At 57.1% G+C, this 17,901-nt stretch carries 14 protein-coding genes and 1 tRNA gene; 8 read left to right on the top strand and 7 right to left on the bottom strand.

Features of this window, described 5'->3' with window-relative positions; genetic code table 11:
* Positions 1-125: 125 nt before the first annotated feature.
* A complete protein-coding gene (locus ACFSAG_RS11720; RefSeq protein WP_381514969.1) occupies positions 126-1,016 on the bottom strand; it encodes an alpha/beta hydrolase fold domain-containing protein in 891 nt (296 codons plus the stop codon).
* 120 nt (positions 1,017-1,136) lie between these two features.
* Between ACFSAG_RS11720 and ACFSAG_RS11715 the strand changes: the two genes are divergently transcribed.
* Positions 1,137-2,252 (top strand): DUF3667 domain-containing protein, encoded by a 1,116-nt coding sequence (locus tag ACFSAG_RS11715; RefSeq protein WP_381514966.1) that lies wholly within the window; start codon positions 1,137-1,139, stop codon positions 2,250-2,252.
* Between the two features lie 4 nt (positions 2,253-2,256).
* Positions 2,257-3,894, top strand: a complete 1,638-nt coding sequence (locus ACFSAG_RS11710) for an alkaline phosphatase D family protein (protein WP_381514964.1) — start codon at positions 2,257-2,259, stop codon at positions 3,892-3,894.
* A 6-nt stretch (positions 3,895-3,900) separates the two neighbouring features.
* Here the strand turns inward: ACFSAG_RS11710 and ACFSAG_RS11705 are convergent, their stop codons facing one another.
* Positions 3,901-5,244: an alkaline phosphatase PhoX gene (locus ACFSAG_RS11705; protein ID WP_381514961.1), complete on the bottom strand. Its 1,344-nt coding sequence runs from the start codon at positions 5,242-5,244 to the stop codon at positions 3,901-3,903.
* A gap of 84 nt (positions 5,245-5,328) precedes the next feature.
* Between ACFSAG_RS11705 and gltX the strand changes: the two genes are divergently transcribed.
* Together gltX and ung are read left to right on the top strand one after the other, a co-directional pair.
* Positions 5,329-6,840, top strand: a complete 1,512-nt coding sequence (gltX, locus tag ACFSAG_RS11700; RefSeq protein WP_381514958.1) for a glutamate--tRNA ligase — start codon at positions 5,329-5,331, stop codon at positions 6,838-6,840.
* Positions 6,837-7,523 carry a uracil-DNA glycosylase gene (ung, locus tag ACFSAG_RS11695; RefSeq protein ID WP_381514955.1) on the top strand — a complete coding sequence of 229 codons (687 nt, stop codon included), beginning with the start codon at positions 6,837-6,839 and terminating at the stop codon, positions 7,521-7,523. The genes gltX and ung overlap by 4 nt, the downstream gene beginning before the upstream one ends.
* Here ung and ACFSAG_RS11690 read toward each other — a convergent pair.
* From ACFSAG_RS11690 to ACFSAG_RS11680, 3 genes are all read right to left on the bottom strand, one after another.
* Positions 7,520-9,277 (bottom strand): AMP-dependent synthetase/ligase, encoded by a 1,758-nt coding sequence (locus tag ACFSAG_RS11690; RefSeq protein WP_381515327.1) that lies wholly within the window; start codon positions 9,275-9,277, stop codon positions 7,520-7,522. The genes ung and ACFSAG_RS11690 overlap by 4 nt on opposite strands.
* Before the next feature lie 131 nt (positions 9,278-9,408).
* Positions 9,409-11,157 (bottom strand): gamma-glutamyltransferase, encoded by a 1,749-nt coding sequence (gene ggt / locus ACFSAG_RS11685; RefSeq protein ID WP_381514952.1) that lies wholly within the window; start codon positions 11,155-11,157, stop codon positions 9,409-9,411.
* Between the two features lie 40 nt (positions 11,158-11,197).
* Entirely contained in the window at positions 11,198-12,235 is a 1,038-nt protein-coding gene (locus ACFSAG_RS11680; protein ID WP_381515326.1) for a quinone-dependent dihydroorotate dehydrogenase, read from the bottom strand.
* 268 nt (positions 12,236-12,503) lie between these two features.
* Here ACFSAG_RS11680 and ACFSAG_RS11675 point away from each other — a divergent pair, with 268 nt between their 5' ends.
* Positions 12,504-13,358: a helix-turn-helix domain-containing protein gene (locus ACFSAG_RS11675; protein WP_374613036.1), complete on the top strand. Its 855-nt coding sequence runs from the start codon at positions 12,504-12,506 to the stop codon at positions 13,356-13,358.
* Positions 13,359-13,556: 198 nt separating this feature from the next.
* A tRNA-Thr gene (locus tag ACFSAG_RS11670) sits at positions 13,557-13,631 on the top strand.
* Between the two features lie 260 nt (positions 13,632-13,891).
* Here ACFSAG_RS11670 and ACFSAG_RS11665 read toward each other — a convergent pair.
* Positions 13,892-14,092, bottom strand: coding sequence for a hypothetical protein (locus ACFSAG_RS11665; RefSeq protein WP_381514949.1), 201 nt, complete (start codon positions 14,090-14,092; stop codon positions 13,892-13,894).
* A 166-nt stretch (positions 14,093-14,258) separates the two neighbouring features.
* Between ACFSAG_RS11665 and ACFSAG_RS11660 the strand changes: the two genes are divergently transcribed.
* Positions 14,259-14,795 (top strand): hypothetical protein, encoded by a 537-nt coding sequence (locus tag ACFSAG_RS11660; RefSeq protein ID WP_381514946.1) that lies wholly within the window; start codon positions 14,259-14,261, stop codon positions 14,793-14,795.
* A gap of 111 nt (positions 14,796-14,906) precedes the next feature.
* Positions 14,907-16,073, top strand: coding sequence for an acyl-CoA dehydrogenase family protein (locus ACFSAG_RS11655; protein WP_381514943.1), 1,167 nt, complete (start codon positions 14,907-14,909; stop codon positions 16,071-16,073).
* Positions 16,074-16,094: 21 nt separating this feature from the next.
* On the opposite strand, the gene ACFSAG_RS11650 is transcribed toward ACFSAG_RS11655, so the two are convergent.
* Complete coding sequence (locus ACFSAG_RS11650) at positions 16,095-17,522, bottom strand: aldehyde dehydrogenase family protein (RefSeq protein WP_381514940.1); 1,428 nt, start codon at positions 17,520-17,522, stop codon at positions 16,095-16,097.
* Positions 17,523-17,901 lie beyond the last annotated feature (379 nt).

The raw sequence follows: 17,901 nt of genomic DNA, 5'->3' as shown, positions 1-17,901 counted from the left end.
TGATGTTCAGCCTATGTAGATTTTCCCTGAAGCGTTGCGGGAATCGCAGTCCACCCCAAGGAAGGCGCGCCCTTAGCGGCAATGCATTTTTAGGTCAAGCGTGAAGCAAACCGCAGCGGCGTTGCTCAATCGCCATAATGCGCTGCAATGAAATTCGCCATCCGGGCCTGAGCCGTCCGGCTTTCCCGCAAGAAGAAGATCGGCCAGTCGTGCATCATCACTGCCTCTTCGATATACTCGATCGCAGGCAGCTTTTCTTTCAAGCGGCGTGCATCGGGAAGCAAGATGTCGTCCCCGCCACCGAAAGAAAGGATCGGCGGCAAACCATCCCAGTTTCCAAACAACGGGCTGACCCTTGGATCATCGAGCGGCAAATCTCTCGCATAGAGCCGCCCTGCTGCACGCGCGCCGTTAATCGTCAGCACGCAATCGCGCGGTTCGATTGCAGGCTGGTCAGGATGCGAAACCGATATGTCGAGCCATGGACAGATCAGGATCAGCGCCTTGGGAAGGATGCGGCCTTCATCGCGGGCCTGCTGCACAACCGCAGCGCAAAGCCCACCGCCGGCCGAATCGCCCCCCATGATGAAAGGACCTGCGCGGTCGGGCGTGAACTCGCGGTAAAAGTTCATGGCCCATGCAACAGCGTCTTTCGCTGACGCCTCGGGCGCAAGTGGATAGAGTGGCGCTGTGGTGACGATACCATGTTTATCGGCCATATGCGCCAGAAACTGCCAGTGGATATCGACCGCTGGGTATACATAGCCACCGCCATGCCAGTAGAGCAGCTGGCCTGTGGCTTTCCCATTCTTGGGAGCAAATCGGATGATTTTTCGCCCCTGGAATTCGCTTTCCCGAATGTCGACCCGTTTGCGCAACTTTGCACCCGGATATTGCTGCTCCGTCCGGCTCTGTTCGATGTTGTTGAGGAAATCGGGTCCATCCGAATAGCGTTTGCGCAACGAACCCGTCATCCGGAACAGCGACGCAATCAAACGCGCGGTCAAACTTGGCATGGCAACTCCCCCTTCCCCGATGCAGTTTAAACTGCCCAAAAGCGTGCAAAAGGCAAGCCCGCAATATTTGTACTGACAGGCTGGCTTTGCAGTGGACAGTTGCAGTGATAGAACATTCATATGTCAGGGGAATTGGACGCAGCCGGAACGGCAATCGAGGGGGCCTTGCTTGGTGCGGCGGTGGAACCAGCGCATGGGAATGCGCAGCCAGTGGGCGCGACAAACTGCCTGAATTGCGGTTCGGTTTTGAACGGTCAGTTTTGCTCCGCCTGCGGTCAAAAAGCGCATGTACACCGGACCTTATCAGCGATCTGGCACGACATCCTCCACTCGGTGCTGCATTTCGATGGCAAGATGTGGCGCACGCTTCCGATGCTGCTCTTCAAACCAGGTGAGCTAACGCGCCGCTATGTCCATGGAGAGCGCGCAAAATTCGTTTCGCCGATGGCGCTGTTCCTGTTTTCGATCTTCCTGATGTTCGCCGTGTTCAGCTTTACGGGTGGCCCCTTTTCGAACGCTGAAGGCAGCGTTCCAGACGCCGTGCAGCGCGATTTCAATTCAGAAGCAGCGAAACTCGACAAAGAAATTCGTGAAACCGAAGCAAAGCTGGCCGACGTCAAGATTCCGCCAGCAGCCAAACTGGGGTTGCAGGCAAAATTGAACGATTTGAAGTCGGATCGAAACGGAATAGCCTTCGCCCAAACCGGCAAGCCACTTTATCCCGACAACAACATTCGCAACAGCACCCCATCCGGTGCGAAGGTTTCGGTAATCGAAGGATCGGTCACGGGGATAGACTGGTTGGACAATGCTGTTCGCAAGGGCGGTGAAAAGATGGTCGCAAACCCAAGCCTCGCTTTCTACAAGCTGCAATCCAATGGATATAAATTCGCCTGGCTGCTGATCCCGCTGTCATTGCCTTTTGTGTGGCTGGCGACGTTGGGCGTACGTGGTCATCCATTTTACGACCACGCGGTGTTCACCACTTATTCGATTTCGTTCATGTGCCTGCTGTTCCTGATTTTCGCGATTTTGGGCAAGCTTGGTGTGTCCGAGAACGCTTTGGGGCTTGCATTCGTCCTGATACCGCCGCTGCACCTCTATAAACAGTTGCGCCACGCCTATTCGTTGACACGACCGGGGGCGCTGATCCGTTTAATTATCCTGTCATTCTTCATCTGGATGGTGCTGATATTGTTCGCTTCGATTCTGCTCTTCCTTGGTATGTTGGGATAACCGAATGACTGCTCCGATCGACCGCCGCCTTTTGCTCAAAACTGGCGCCTTCGGGCTGGGCGCGCTCAGCTTGCCTGGCGGCGCCATGGCGGCAATGCAGGCGGCGCTCACCAAGGGTTTCAGCCATGGCGTAGCTAGCGGTGAGCCCTCGCAAAATTCGATCCTATTGTGGACGCGTTTTGTGTCCGACCTTGCCGAAACCAGATTGAAGGCAGAAATCAGCGAAACCGCCACTTTCCGGAAAATCGTCGCGGGGGCAGAAGCCGTCGCTACGCCGGATCGCGACTATACTGCCAAAACCATCCTGCGCGGCCTGAAGCCGGGGCGCGCATACTATTACCGCTTCGTCGCGCCCGATGGCAGCATATCCCCCATCGGGCGCACACGAACGTTGCCGACCAAAGGTATCAAGCGGTACCGGATGGCAGTCTTCTCTTGCTCGAACATGCCTTTTGGCTGGTTCAACGCCTATGCGCATGCAGCCCAAACCGGCGACTTCGACATCGCTCTGCATTTGGGCGACTATATCTACGAATATCAGCGCGGCGATTACCCATCCGTAAAGGATGCGATAGCCGGACGTTTGATCGAGCCGGCCAATGAAATTGTAAGCCTGGCCGATTATCGTCTGCGCTACGCCAGCTATCGCGCTGACCCGGATTTGCAGGCGATCCACGCGCGCGCGCCGATGCTATGCATGTGGGATGACCATGAATTTGCCAATGATGCCTATGCAAATGGCGCACAAAATCATCAGGCCGATGAAGGCGATTGGCAGACGCGCAAAGCCGCGGCTGAGAAAGCTTGGCGCGAATGGATGCCCGTGCGCGATATCGACGATGGCAAGCGGTGGAGCAACTATCGCATCGGCGACCTCGCTGAAATCTTCATGACCGAAAGCCGCATCGGCGCACGATCCAAACCTGCCGAGTTGCAGATCCTCAGGGGCGTCGACGAAGCGGGCACATTGGCCGCAATCAAGGCGTTCACCCAAGGTGATTGGCAGTCGGCAGACCGCACTATGCTGGGCACAAGCCAGGAAGATTGGTTGAGCCGAGGATTCCAAAGCAGCAAGGCCAAGTGGAATATCTGGGCACAACAAACAATCATGGGCACGATCCTGCAGCCCGACGAGACAGTCAACTGGCTGGCGCCCGATGCTCCAGATTTTGCCAAAGCGCGCGTGCGACGCGGGGCGATGGCGGCGAAGGCAGGAATCCCGGCCAATCTCGATGCGTGGGACGGTTATCCGGCGGCACGTGCACGCTCGCTATCGGCTGCGCAGAATTCCAACGCCGATCTGGTCGTATTGACAGGCGACAGCCACAATGCCTGGGCTTTCGATTTGCAGCACGATGGCAAGGCCGCAGGCGTGGAACTGGCGGGCCAAAGCGTCAGTTCACCCGGCTTCGAAGCCTATTTCACAGGCGCGCCGCCAACGACCGTCGCCAAGGGCGTAGTCGAGCGCAACAACGGTCTGAAGTGGATGGATAGCAGCCGCCGAGGTTACATGCTGGTCGAACTGACTGCCGAACGCGCCACGAGTGAATGGCGCTTTGTCGAAACGGTGAAGGATCGCAAACCAAACCTCGCCGGCTTGCACCGGATGACGGCCCAGCACGGGACGCGGAAACTGGCTTAAGCCAGCTTAGCTGGCCTTCACCCGCCTCCACGGCCCCGTAATCGCCAGCGTCATCGTCGGCCACATCAGGTTGACGAACAGCGTCGATCCGTCGGGCGCAAAACAGGCGCCGGCAAATTCGGTCTGCACCCGGCTCTTGGCAAAGGTGTAGGCCTTGCCGGCGGGGGTGATACCGCGCAGGTGGTTGTCGGTGATATCGGTATATTGGTCTTCGCAGACCATCAGATGCCCCGTCGGCATCACGCATAGATTGTCACCATAGTTGTAAGCACCGCCATCGGTCGACTCATAGAACAGGTCAAGCTTGTCTGCTGCGCCCGCAACACCCGGCCGCAAGCGGAAAATCTGGCCAAATTTGGCCGCACCTCCATCAGTGCAGGTGAAGTAAAGCTCGCCATTGCCCCACCAGATACCCTCACCGCGCGCAAACAATGTGGCCCCCCTCGCCGCGCCGCGCTTTCGCAGATCATCTTCAGGCGCCTCCGGGTTGTCGAGCGGGATCCAGCGTGCAGAATAGGACTTGTCCCGAACAACCGTTGCTTCGCTCCAGTTCCGGCTATCGCCGATGCCATCGAGCACCAACGCCTCGAGCTTGCCTCCCTTGGCAAGCTCTCCCTTGGCATTGGGCAGGAAACGATAGAGCAGGCTGTCGTCGCGGTCTTCGGTCAGATAGGCAATGCCGGTCCGCGGATCGATACATGCCGCTTCATGATTGAAACGGCCCATCGCTTTGAGCGGCACTGGATTGACCAAGCCCATATGGCCCGATGGCACTTCGAAAATATAGCCATGATCCTTGCCTACGGTATCGCCGGCGCGGGTCACATTTTCCTCACAGGTGAGCCAGCTGCCCCATGGCGTAATCCCGCCTGCACAGTTGCGAAGCGTTCCAGAGAGGCTGAGCCACTGTTTCTCCACGCGCTGCGATTTTAGGTCATAAATCAGCGTCGTGGTTCCGCCCGGAAGCGGCATCCCATCCTTGCCGCGATCATAGGCGGCAAAATCATCAGCCACCTTGCCCGGAAATGGCCCGAAGCGACCATCGCGGATATTGAGTTCATGGTTACGAACCAGCGCGACCTTGCCCTTGCCTGCCGCAAACGCACCCATGCCATCGCCCGCGCTGGGGACAAGGAAACCATCATCCATGATGTTCCCGAAACGAGAGATCACGCGGTAGGAGAAGCCTTTGGGTAGATCGATCAAATTATTCGGATCGCGCACAAGCGCGCCATATCCGGGAACTTCGCTGCGGGCCTGTGGCGGTATCTGGCTATAGGCACGCGCCGCTATCCCGGCAAAAGCAATGCTTCCCAAACCGAAGTTAAACTGGCGGCGGCTGATTTGCATTCTGAGTCCTCTTGTCCTTTGCAATGATGTGCCGATGAACCGCAAAGATGACAAGATGGTTGCAGCTTGGTAGAGGCCCGCCGCATGACTGAAATCACCAAGCCCGTCCGCACCCGCGTAGCCCCCTCGCCCACCGGCGACCCGCATGTTGGCACCGCTTATATCGCGCTGATCAACTATTGCTTTGCCAAGAAGCATGGTGGGCAGTTCCTGCTGCGTATCGAGGACACTGATCAGGTGCGTTCGACGCGCGAATCCGAAGAAAAGATTCTCGATTCGCTCCGCTGGCTGGGCCTCAGCTGGGATGAAGGCCCCGATGTCGGCGGTCCACACGGCCCCTATCGCCAGTCGGAGCGCAGTGCGATCTATACCGAGCATTGCAACCGGCTGCTCAACGATGGCCACGCCTTCAAATGCTATTGCACGCCCGAAGAGCTGGCGAGCATGCGCGCGCAGCAGATGGCGGCAAAGCAGCCGCCGAAATATGATGGGCGCTGCGCAAAACTGACCCAAGCCGAATGCGCCGAGCGCGACGCCAAAGGCATGAGCCATGTCGTGCGCATGATGGTGCCCAATGAGGGCGTTTGCGTTGTGCAGGATACGCTGCGCGGGCCGATCGAGTTCGAATATTCGGTCGTCGACATGCAGGTGCTGATGAAGTCGGACGGCTTGCCGACCTATCACCTCGCCAATGTTGTGGACGATCACCTGATGGGCATCACCCATGTGATGCGCGGCGAGGAGTGGATTTCGTCGGCGCCCAAGCATCTGTTGCTGTATCAATATTTCGGCTGGGAGCCGCCGGTGCTCACGCACCTGCCATTGTTGCGCAATGCCGACCGGTCCAAGTTGTCAAAGCGCAAGAACCCGACGAGCATCCTATATTATCAACGCGCCGGATATCTGCCTGCGGCGATGCAAAATTTCCTCGGCCTGTTTATCAAGAGCGCGAGTGAAGAGGATGAAAAGACCTCTCTGCCGGAACTGATCGACGGGTTTGACGTCGCCAATATCTCGCTGGGCGGGCCAGTGTTCGACACCTCGAAATTGGACTGGCTCAACGGACGCTACATGCGTGAAGAGCTGACCACCGAACAATTCCTCGGCGAAGTGCGCAAATGGGCGCTCAATGACTCCTATCTGACGCCGATCGCAGAAATGGCGCAAAGCCGCATCGTGAAGTTGGGCGATCTGGGTGCGCTTGTAGCGCCCTTCTTCATGAACCGCATCGAAAGCCTGACGGCCGAAAAACTCCGCGACGGGGTGAAGATCGAACCCGACCAGCAACGTGCGGCCTATACGCTTGCCCTGCAACAGTTTGACGCGATGATCGAGTGGAACAAGGATGGCGTCGATGCCGCGCTGCGCAAGACAGCCGCTGCGCTTGAGATCAAACTGAAGGACATGATCCGCGCCTTCTACCTTGCCGTATTGGGCGCTCCACAGGGCGTTCCTTTGTTCGACGCAATCACCCATCTTGGCCGCGACATATTGCGCGAACGCCTGCGCCACGCGATGGAATTATTGGGTCCTGCCAGCAAAAAGGAAACCGAAGCTTGGACTGCAGCATTGGCCAAGGCTGAAGCAGCCGAATGACGGACAATATCGCCCTCCACCAAAGCTGGAAGGCGCCATTGCTGCCCGAATTTGAAGCCGATTACATGGCGCAATTGCGCGCCTTCCTTATCGCGGAAAAGGCATCGGGAAAGCATATTTTTCCGAAGGGCGGAGAATGGTTCCGGGCCATGGACCTGACGCCGCTCGACAAGGTGCGCGTCGTGATCCTGGGGCAGGATCCTTATCATGGCCCGGGACAAGCGCATGGGCTGTGCTTTAGCGTCAAACCCGGCGTCCGTCCGCCGCCGAGCCTGGTCAACATCTACAAGGAACTGCAGTCGGACTTAGGCATCGAACGGCCGCGCCATGGCTTCCTTGAACATTGGGCCAATCAGGGTGTGCTGTTGCTCAACAGCGTGCTCACGGTTGAAATGGCGAAAGCCGCGTCACACCAGGGCAAGGGGTGGGAACGCTTTACCGATGCGGTCATCCGGCTGGTGAATGCAAAGGACGATCCGGTCGTCTTCCTGCTTTGGGGCGCTTATGCGCAAAAGAAGGCGGCGTTTGTCGACACGTCCAAGCATCTGGTGCTCAAGGCTGCGCACCCCTCGCCTTTGTCCGCGCATAATGGCTTCCTTGGTTGCCGGCACTTTTCAAAGTGCAACGCCTTCCTTGAAAGCAAGGGTTTGGCGCCCATCGACTGGGCGCTCCCTGCGCTTTAGGCTTTATACATCCCGTCGAGGCGATCCTTGTAGCGATCACGGATCATGTGGCGGCGGATCTTCATGCTAGGCGTCATTTCGCCATTTTCGATCGTGAAGGGTTCATCGGCAAATTCGAACTGGCGGACCTTTTCGATCACCGACAGATCCTTGTTCACCCGATCGACAGCGGCGCGAACCGCTGCGCGAAATTGCGGATTATCCTGCAACTCGGCAAAGTCATATTTCATGCCTTGCTCGCGTGCCCAATCGAGCGCCCATTCGGGATCGGGGACAACCAGACCGACAATGTAAGGCCGCTTGTCGCCAGAAACCATCGCCTGTAGAATTTCGGGCTGCAGCGTCAGCATTCCCTCCACCTTTTGCGGTGCGACATTGTCGCCCTTGTCGTTGACGATGATGTCCTTCTTCCGGTCGGTAATCTTGATCCGGCCCTTTTCATCGAGATGCCCGATATCACCGGTGTGCAGCCAGCCGTCCTTGATCACGCGATCGGTTTCAGCTTCATTGCGCCAATAACCGAGCATGACGAGTTCGCCGCGCACAAGGATTTCGCCATCTTCCGCAATCTTGACCTCAACACCTTTCAGCGGCGGGCCGACTGTGTCCATCTTGAGGCCGATTTGCGGGCGGTTACAACTGACCACCGGGCCGCTTTCGGTCTGCCCATAGCCTTGCAGCAAAGTGATTCCGAGCGACTGGAAGAAGATACCGATATCGGGATTGAGCGGCGCACCGCCTGATACCATCGCCTTCATACGGCCACCAAAGCGGGCACGGATTTTCGGCAGCAGGGTCCGCGAAAGCAGCAGCTTCATCGGTGCATCGCGGAACCGCCCCTTGCCGCCATAGTCGCGCTCACCAATGCTCAGCGCCTTGTCGAGCAGGTAGGTCGGGAACTTGCCCTGCTTTTCGACATTCTTGATCATGCGCTGGCGCAGCACCTCAAACAGACGAGGCACGACGACCATGATCGTAGGCTGGGTTTCCTCGATATTGCTCGCGAGCTTCTCCAGCCCCTCCGAATAGTAAATCTCGGCACCCACGCCGATAGGCAGGAACTGCCCACCCGAATGCTCATAAGCGTGGCTCAATGGTAGGAAGGAGAGGAAGCGCTCATTATCGAGGCCGAAATCCTCACGCAGCACTTCGGCAGCACCGTCGACATTGCAGATAATCGATCCATGATGCAGCATCACGCCGCGTGGTGCGCCGCCGGTTCCGCTGGTGTAAATGATGCAGGCCAGTTCGTTCCTGCCGACCTTCGCCATTTCTTCCTTCAGCGCTGCGACATCGGCATCGGTGCCTTGCACCAGGTCGGCCCAATCATGGTGCTTCTGCTGGCCGCGCTGGCTTACTTTCAGCGGCTCCATGCCGATGACAAATTCGCATTCGGATGAACGGACCACGGCAGGCATCAATTGCTGCGCCAGCTTTGCAGTCGACACGATCACTGCGCGCGACTGGCTGTTGTCGAGTATGTGCTGGTGGTCGCGTTCGGTATTGGTGACATAAGTGGGCACGGTGACGCAACCTGCCGCCATGATACCAAGATCGGCGATGCACCATTCGGGCCGGTTTTCGGAAACCAGCATCACCCGGTCGCCTTTCTTCAAGCCCATGGCTTTCAGCGCTTTGGCCAATCCGGCCACGCGGCGCGCGGTTTCGGCCCAGCTGATGGTGCGCCACTCGTCGCCATGCTTATACCCCAGAAATGGCCGGTCGCCGCGCAGTTCCGCACGCGACAGGAACATGCTCACCAGGTTCGGAATCGATTCAAAATCGTTGAAGTTATCGTCCACCAATACTCTCCCGGGGGCGGCCCGTTTTCGGACTCGCTCTATACCAAACGCTAGCTTTCCGGTGCGGGCTAGGCAAGTTTGCTTCAGCCCACGCTGGCAGCTGGCGCTCCATCCTTGATTTGATTGCCGTCAATTACCGTCTGCTTACCCTTTTTGTCGACAGCGACTACATTGCCCTCGCTGCGCGGATCGGCTGCACCCGTCCATTGCCCATCGATAAGCTGCAAGCCATTTACCTTAGACCCTAGATCCTCAGGCTTCACAGGTTGGCCGAAATTGGCCAGTTGCTGTGCCATGGTGGCGAGTGTGGTATTCTCCTCAACCAGCAAAGCACCGCCGCCAAAATAGATATTCGGAAGCGCAATCGCTTCCTTGAGCGGGAGGCCGAAATCAAGCACGCCAACAAGCGTCTTGGTCACGTGCATGATGATGCGCTTACCACCGGCCGATCCGAGCGCGAGCACAGGCTTTCCTTCGCGGTTGAACACAATGGTTGGCGCCATGGATGACAAGGGGCGTTTCCCGCCTTCAACGCGGTTGGCAACCGGCGCGCCGTCTTTTTCCGGTGCGAAAGTGAAATCAGTGAGTTCGTTGTTGAGGAAGAAGCCCCCGGCAATCAATTGGCTGCCGAACGGTCCCTCAATGGTCGAGGTCATATTGGCGATGCTTCCCTTGGCGTCGACCGCGGAAAAGTGGGTGGTTCCTGCAACTTCGCCCGAAATCGCAGCAGTTCGCGGCATCGCCCCCGGGGGATTACCCGCCGGATAGTCTGCCCGCGCCTTTGATGGATCAATCAGGGCAGAGCGTTCGGCCAGATAGGCTTTGTCGATCAGTCCGGTGACCGGAACCTGCACAAAGGATGCATCGCCGAGATATTTTTCGCGATCGGCATAAGCGAGTTGCATCGCCTGACCGATCAGGAACCAAGACTTAGGATCATCCTTGCCGAGCGCCTTCATGTCGAAACGCTCGAGCGTTCCGAGAATCTGGATCACGGTGGTCGCGCCCGAGGATGGCGGTGCCATGCCGCAGATGACATACACGCGATAGGGCGCGCAAACGGCATTTTGTTCGACCGCTTTATAGGCGGCCAGATCGGCCAGCGTCATGTCGCCGGGGGCAACAACGCTTTTATTGACGGTATCGACGATGCTGTTTGCAATCGCACCCGTGTAAAAGGCATCGGGCCCTTTCTTGGCGATCAACCGCAAGGTCTTGGCAAGTTCGGGATTGCGCAGGGTCATCCCGGCCTTTGCGGGCTTTCCATCCACCCAGTAGATCGAACGTGCGGTTTCAAACTGCGGCCACAGGCGCTGGATCATCGCCAGTCGCGACTCCAGCGTGCGGTTGACGACAAAACCCTTGTCGGCAAGGCGAATGGCGGGCTTGAAAATCTCCGCCCATTTGAGCTTGCCCCATTTACGATGCGCCTCTGCCATCAGGCGGATATTGCCGGGAACACCCACAGATTTCCCGCCCGGAAACGCCTGCAGGAACGGAATGGGCTTGCCATTTGCATCGGTGAAACGCTGGGGCGTCGCAGCCGCAGGCGCGGTTTCGCGGCCATTGATCGTGCTGATTTTCCCGCCTTCGGCATCATAATGGACGAGGAAGCCGCCACCGCCGATACCGCTGGACTGCGGTTCAACGACTGTGAGTGCCAGCATCATCGCCATTGTCGCATCGGCAGCCGAGCCACCTTTCGCCAAAATCTCGGCCCCCGCAGCGGTAGCGCGAGGATCGGCCGAACTGGCAATGGCTTGGCTCCGCGCAGTGGCGGGCGACGATGCAACGGCAAAAAGGGCGACAGCAAAGAGGATCAATTTTCTCATCGTTAATCTCCGTAATCCCCGCACGCTGCTTGGCAAGGCATCAATCGACATCAACCCCGACTGCTTCGGAAATGTTGGCGAATCCATCCCGGCGTAGCAACTCGATCAAACCCTTGTTGATCCGTCGCGCCAGATATGGGCCTTCGTAAACGAGTGCGCTGTATAGCTGTACCAGCGACGCCCCGGCACGGATGCGGGCATAGGCATCTTCGGCTGAAGCAATGCCCCCCACCCCGATCAAACCGATGCGTCCACCGGTGGCCTTGCGAAAATCGGTCAGGCGCTGCTGTGCCAGCGATTTCAAGGGCGCGCCGGAGAGCCCACCGGCTTCGGTGGCATGCGATGATTGCAGCGGGGGTCGGGTGATAGTCGTATTGCTGATGATTAGAGCATCGATGCCACGTTCGATGGCAACGGCGGCAATATCATCTATGTCTGCGGGCTCCAGATCCGGAGCAACTTTCAGAAACAGCGGCGGACCGTCAGGTGCCACTGCCCGAACCCGCAGCAGCAAATCATCAAGTGCCGACTTATCCTGAAGCGCGCGCAAACCTGGTGTGTTGGGGGAGCTGATATTGACGGTCACATAATCCGCCAATGGCGCCAGACGGGCCATCGCTTTTTCATAATCGGCGATACGATCTTCGCTGTCCTTGTTGGCTCCTATGTTGATTCCAAGCGGCCCGACGCGATGCTGGCGCGCTATGGCTCCGATCCGGCTCGCAGCAGCCTCCATCCCTTCATTGTTGAAGCCCATGCGATTGATGACGGCACGATCTTCCACCAGCCGGAACAGCCGGGGCCGGGGGTTGCCGGCTTGCGGTAATGGTGTGACGGTGCCGATTTCAACAAAGCCGAAGCCGATGCCATAGGCTTTGGCGAAAATCTCGGCATTCTTGTCATAACCTGGCGCCAGCCCGACTGGCGAAGGAAAATGCAAACCTGCGAAATTGACGCTTAATTCCGGCGGGGATCGGCGGGCGGAACTTATGGGCAAAAGGCGCAACGCAGCGAGCGACAAACCATGTGCCGACTCGGCGTCGAAGGCGAACAGCAGCGGACGGGCCAAATTGTACATCACCGAGTCACTATGGCAGCCGCCGATGTAAACTTGCAATCGTTATAACGTCTTGTTTTGGCGCAGTTGGTCCAAAGCTTGGCCGAAAATGTCAAAAGTAACGTCATGTTATGACGATTCCATGCAAGAAAATGTCACCAAATTGGTGCATACCTCCCCTGCGACCCGAAGGGCTCGACGTCGTGAGACAAGAGTTCTTTACCTTTTAAGGCCTGCCTTCGGCAGGCCTTTTTTTTGCCCGCCATTGGTATATCATCCGGTCAGGACCATGACTGCGCAAATGATAGACCTTGCTTATGAGGCACCAGACAAGGCTCTGCAGCCATTGGTGTCGTCATTCTATCGCTTCGATTATCGGGGGGAAGCGCTCAACGAAGTCGAGCGCGCCGACCGCGCACAATTTCGGGTCACATTGAGCGGCGATGGATGGTACCGTTTTGGCGATAACGAAATCCCCTCTTATCCTGTCACCATAATCGGACCGACCACCAAACCGTTCCAATCGCTCTCCAAGGGGCCGATATGCGTTTTCGGTTGGGGAATGCTGCCCGCAGGCTGGGCTGCGTTGATGGGAGCAGAGGCCGGAAACTGGATCGACAGGGCGTTCGATGCGAGGCAGATTTTCGGGGATTCGGTGATCGAGCTTAAAAACCAACTGATAGCTGCAGGCAGCGCTGAAGAGCAGTTTCGTATTGGCAACAGGGCGGCGACGGAAATCTATCGCAAGATGCAAGGCGCGCCGTTTGAATTCACCGCGATGGTGGATCGGTGGTTGGTCGAAAACAATGACCCCGATATTGATACTCTAATTGCCGAGTCAGGCCTTTCGGTGCGCCAGTTGGAGCGGATAACCAAGCGCTACTATGGCATGCCGCCCAAGAAACTTGCGCGCAAATATCGTGCGCTCCGCGCTGCCAGCCGGATCGCACATGGAGACAGCCTTGACGATACTGAACTGGGCCTTGCCTTTTACGACCAATCGCATCTGACCCGCGAGATCAAACAATTCACCGGGCTCACCCCTGGCGAACTTCGCACGGGCAAATCCAAACTGACACAGGCAACAATGGCTGGCCGCAGCACCCTCGACGGTAAAGTCAGTCCGTTGATTTCGGGGAGTTAGAATCAGCGGGTTTCGATACCCGGGCATCGCTGTTTTGCGCTTTTCGGCGGCGCAGATTCGCTCGCAAAGCTTCTGCCAAACGTTCCTCGCGCGACTTGTTTCCTGCCTTTTCCATAAAATGCCGATGCCAAAGGACTGTATTGGGTGCAAGCGGCTTGACAAGCGATGCTCCGCTAAGCATAGGGCCGCCTTCCCGGCGCTGCTGTAGCTCAGTGGTAGAGCACTCCCTTGGTAAGGGAGAGGTCGGTGGTTCAATCCCACTCAGCAGCACCACTAATTTCTCCTGACATCGTGAACTTCGGACCACCGCGCGGAACTACGGATTTTACCTCGTAATGTCCGTGACTTGAACGCGATCCGTTTTGACGTCTGGAACCCAGAGACCCCATCCACACCGACAATCTCCGGAATTCTCGGCTTTTGTCTCTGGGGGCCAAAAACGCGATCCCAAATCTGTTGCAGGCGGCCTGGTGGAAAAGGCTTCGGTTCAAACCGAGATATTGTACAAAAAAAGACCCCGGATTGCTCGGAGGTCATGTTTGATGCGTGGTTTCAGGTTGTTTTTCGACCGGCGCGTTTGCAGCCAATTGTGCGACAGTCACGTTCACGCCATCCAATCCATCGATTGCCAACTGGAACCCGATCAACGGTTTAGCGCAGGAAACCGGCTTCACGATCCGGGTAACGCCAGTCGCAGCCAGCACGCGTTCTGCTCGTCTGATATTCCTCGACACGGATACGAACACTCTGCCGCTAAAAATCCAAGATAGCGGCCCCCGATACGACATTATCAATACCGCAACCGGAGAAACATTGTCATTCCCCCGAAGCGCGCTGGTAACCTCCTCCACGGTACAAACGCTCCAATTCCCAAAAGCGCGCACACCTGCCAATCTTTCGTTGCGGTTACGACTGCAGGCTAACCAGAATCCGGTCGAGGATTATGAAGGCGGCAGGACCTATTCGGAAACGCTGCGCTATGCAGTCCAGTGCTTCAAGACAAATGGCGATACCAACGGCATAGACCAGGATGTCATTTCAACCCTTACCCTGACTTATACGACACCCCGTTTGGCGCAGTTCAATACGGCGGGGCCGGTCAATCTTGATTTTCGGAACTTCACCGCGACCAGCCAAACCGCCAGAATCAACATGCGCAGCACAAGCCGGATCGCCATGTCGGCTGTAACTTCCAATGGTGGGCGCATGGTCCGTCGAGGAAGCAATGCATCAGCATCCGAAAATGCTGTCATTCCCTATTCCATAATTTTCAACGGCCGACAGCTTGTTCCTGGCCAGCGACTCAATGGGCTGGAGCGCGCCGGGATCGCCGGTGCCAACCTGCCGCTTGTCCTGCAATTGGATGGCATCCCGAGCGGCAAGCTGGCCGGAAGCTATACCGACACCATTATCTTGACCATCGAACCCGAGCCTTGAGTTCTGCTGAAGGACTGTTGCAGTTATCAACAGTCCGATCGTTTTTCCAAACACGCCATTTGACAGAGACCGGAAAGCTGCTTCAAACGTGTGGTTGCTGGAGGAAATGCGATGTCGAACAATCTGGAACAGTTGGATGCGTTTCGTGACGAAGTGCGGCAGTTTTTCAGCACCAGCTATCCCAAATCCGTTTTGGACAAGATCGCCAGCGGACAGCGGCTGGAAAAGTCCGATCAAATCCTCTCGCAACAGGCGCTGAATGCAAAGGGCTGGCTGGGAGTTGGCTGGCCTAAGGAGGATGGCGGTACCGGATGGAGCCCGGCCCAGCGCTATATCTTTGATCAAGAACTAGACCTTGCCGGCGCCGCGCCAATCATTCCGATGTCGGTGATCTACATCGGCCCGATATTGTGTGCATTCGGTACCGAGCAGCAGAAAAAGCACTGGCTTTGGGGCATCCTCGAATCCCGCGATTTCTGGGCACAAGGATATTCTGAACCCGAATCCGGGTCCGACCTTGCCAGCCTGCGATTGTCGGCCGTGCGCGATGGCGATGACTATGTGATCAACGGCACCAAGATTTGGACGTCGGGTGCGCATTGGGCGAACTGGATTTTCTGCCTCACCCGAACGTCACGGGAGGCGCGGAAACAGGACGGCATTTCGATGATCTGCGTACCGATGGACGTCCCGGGCGTTACCGTCCACCCGATTCCGCTGATCGATGGTTCCGCCGAACTGAACCGGGTGGAATTCGACAATGTCCGTGTTCCCGCACATTACCGGATCGGCGATGAAGGGCGCGGTTGGTATTATGCCAATGTGCTGCTCAAGAATGAGCGGCTTTCCTATGCGCATATCGGCGCCAAGCGCCGCGATATAGCGCGGCTGAAAACACGGCTCTCAACCTGGCCCCAAAATGCCGAGAAAGCTGCGCTCACCCAGAGGCTGGCGACAATCGAAGCGCGGCTCGATGTTGTCGAAGCCGCTATCCTGCGCGTGCTTGGCAGCGATATGGAGATGGCGACTGCGGCATTCCTGAAAATTGCCTGCACCGAATGCGCGCAGGCGATCACCGCGCTGGCTGTCGATATTGCGGGGCCCGACCGGGCGGCCATGCTCGATCGCACACAAGCCGGCTGGGCAGATGCCGCACCGCTGGTTCCGCCAGCCAGTGTGATCGCGCCGCAATCCTATTTCTTTGAACGGGCGCAGACCATTTACGGCGGATCGACCGAGGTTCAGAAAAACATTATTTGGCGGGCGATCAGCGGTTGATCGCCCCAGCCACCAACTAAGTTATGCCGTAGCCCGCTTCTTGCGAACCAGCGTTTGGGCGTTGGTATATTCAAGCAAGCCCTCTTCACCACCTTCAACGCCGAGACCGGATTGCTTCAATCCGCCAAAGGCTGCAGTTGGAGACAGGTGCTGCACCTCATTCACCCAAACCGTGCCGCTCTGGATGCGCTTCGCAATTTCGAATGCCTTATCCTCATCATTGCCCCAAATTGAACCGCCCAGACCATATTCGGTCGCGTTGGCGCGGGCGATGACATCGTCATAATCATCGAATTTCAGCAATGGCAGCACCGGCCCGAACTGCTCTTCCTGGACGATGCGGCTGTCTTCGGGGGGATTATCCAGGATGGTGACCGGGATGAAATAACCCGGAACGTCGGATTTCTCCCCGCCCATCAGGAAAGTATAGCCCTTTTCCTTCGCGTCACGGATCAGGTCGAGCACACGCTCATATTGCGGGCGATTGTTGATCGGACCCAGCCGGGTGCCCTGTTCTGATCCGTCACCGATTTTGACGGTCTTGGCATATGCAACAATGGCATCGCGCAGCGGCTCATAAATATCCTTGTGAACATACATTCGCTTGGTCGCGATGCAGATTTGCCCGTTATTGCCAAAGGCCGCCCAGAACAGTTGTTCCGCAACCTTTTCGACATCGACATCGGGCATAACGATCGCCGGATCATTACCGCCCAGTTCAAGCGTAACACGCTTCAATGTCGAAGAGGCTGATTGCATCACCTTTTTACCAGTCGCGGTCGAACCGGTGAAGCTGACCTTGTCGATGCCCGGGTGCGATGTCATCCACGGACCGAGATTGTCCCCACCGGAAATGATGTTGAGAACGCCGGCGGGCAAAATGTCCTTGATGATTTCCCCCAGCTTCAGGGTGGTCAACGGCGTAAAGGGCGACGGCTTCAACACCATTGTATTGCCTGCCAACAAGCCGGGCCCGATTTTGAATGCCGCTAGGATCATCGGGAAATTCCAAGGTGCAATGGCACCCACCACACCTATCGGCACACGGCGCGTTTCGCTGTAACGCTCATCACTATCTTCATTCACAACGACCGGCAGGTCGAGTGAGGATGCCCCCATCAGCCAGAACGCCGCGCCGCCAACATCAGCTTCCGCATCGGCATGCGGCTTTCCCTGCTCCGAAGTCAAAAGCCTTTTGAGCGGGTCGATATTGGCAAGGATCGCCTGCGCCATCGCATTCAGATATTCGCGGCGCTTTTCGATCGGCAGCGCCGACCACGCCGGAAATGCTTCGCGTGCAGCGGCAACAGCACGGTCCAGATCTTCAGGTGTTGCGTCGGGTGCTTGTGCGATGACCTGTTCGTTTGCAGGATTAACCACGTCGAAGGACGCCGACCCCGTTTCGAGTTTGCCGCCGATCAGCATGCGAAAATCTGTATCGAACTTCATATTTCTCTCCCGTTCCTCGATTTCTCTTCAACTTGAACGTCTGGCCGAGCATGTCAAACCGGAATTATAGCGGCCTCGTACAAGGGCTCAGACTATATCGCAGCGCAGGCGCGGGAACGCCCAAGTCCGATTAAATCGATTGCGACCATAAAAAGATGGTTAGCGCGTGAAAATGCGGTGGGATGCAGTTGTGGAATTGTAAAAGGCTTGTAAAATTGAGTAGTGGTTCGGCGATCAATCCCGATTGCGAGTTATCCTATGTCGTATGCAGCCTAGACTGCACGCGACCATGTTCGCTTTCGATGGGGAAGGAAGCGGAGAGAGGATGATCGGTTTGCCACCAAACGGGGGCGAAACGGATTAACCTTCGAAGTATCTT

Origin of the sequence: Sphingorhabdus buctiana, assembly GCF_042680825.1 — a bacterium.
GTDB classification, from domain to species: Bacteria; Pseudomonadota; Alphaproteobacteria; order Sphingomonadales; family Sphingomonadaceae; genus Sphingorhabdus_B; species Sphingorhabdus_B buctiana.
The sequence above is the reverse complement of the archived record's forward strand: the minus strand, read 5'-3'. Positions and strand labels throughout refer to the sequence as shown.

What these genes read in the sequence shown, in the direction of transcription:
- ACFSAG_RS11710 (WP_381514964.1), top strand. Translation starts at nt 2,257, where the DNA reads ATGACTGCTCCGATCGACCGCCGCCTTTTGCTCAAAACTGGCGCCTTC.
- ACFSAG_RS11650 (WP_381514940.1), bottom strand. Translation starts at nt 17,522, where the DNA reads ATGAAGTTCGATACAGATTTTCGCATGCTGATCGGCGGCAAACTCGAA.
- ACFSAG_RS11690 (WP_381515327.1), bottom strand. Translation starts at nt 9,277, where the DNA reads ATGTTCCTGTCGCGTGCGGAACTGCGCGGCGACCGGCCATTTCTGGGG.
- ACFSAG_RS11675 (WP_374613036.1), top strand. Translation starts at nt 12,504, where the DNA reads ATGACTGCGCAAATGATAGACCTTGCTTATGAGGCACCAGACAAGGCT.
- ACFSAG_RS11655 (WP_381514943.1), top strand. Translation starts at nt 14,907, where the DNA reads ATGTCGAACAATCTGGAACAGTTGGATGCGTTTCGTGACGAAGTGCGG.
- ACFSAG_RS11720 (WP_381514969.1), bottom strand. Translation starts at nt 1,016, where the DNA reads ATGCCAAGTTTGACCGCGCGTTTGATTGCGTCGCTGTTCCGGATGACG.
- ACFSAG_RS11705 (WP_381514961.1), bottom strand. Translation starts at nt 5,244, where the DNA reads ATGCAAATCAGCCGCCGCCAGTTTAACTTCGGTTTGGGAAGCATTGCT.
- ACFSAG_RS11680 (WP_381515326.1), bottom strand. Translation starts at nt 12,235, where the DNA reads ATGTACAATTTGGCCCGTCCGCTGCTGTTCGCCTTCGACGCCGAGTCG.
- ACFSAG_RS11715 (WP_381514966.1), top strand. Translation starts at nt 1,137, where the DNA reads ATGTCAGGGGAATTGGACGCAGCCGGAACGGCAATCGAGGGGGCCTTG.
- ggt (WP_381514952.1), bottom strand. Translation starts at nt 11,157, where the DNA reads ATGAGAAAATTGATCCTCTTTGCTGTCGCCCTTTTTGCCGTTGCATCG.
- gltX (WP_381514958.1), top strand. Translation starts at nt 5,329, where the DNA reads ATGACTGAAATCACCAAGCCCGTCCGCACCCGCGTAGCCCCCTCGCCC.
- ung (WP_381514955.1), top strand. Translation starts at nt 6,837, where the DNA reads ATGACGGACAATATCGCCCTCCACCAAAGCTGGAAGGCGCCATTGCTG.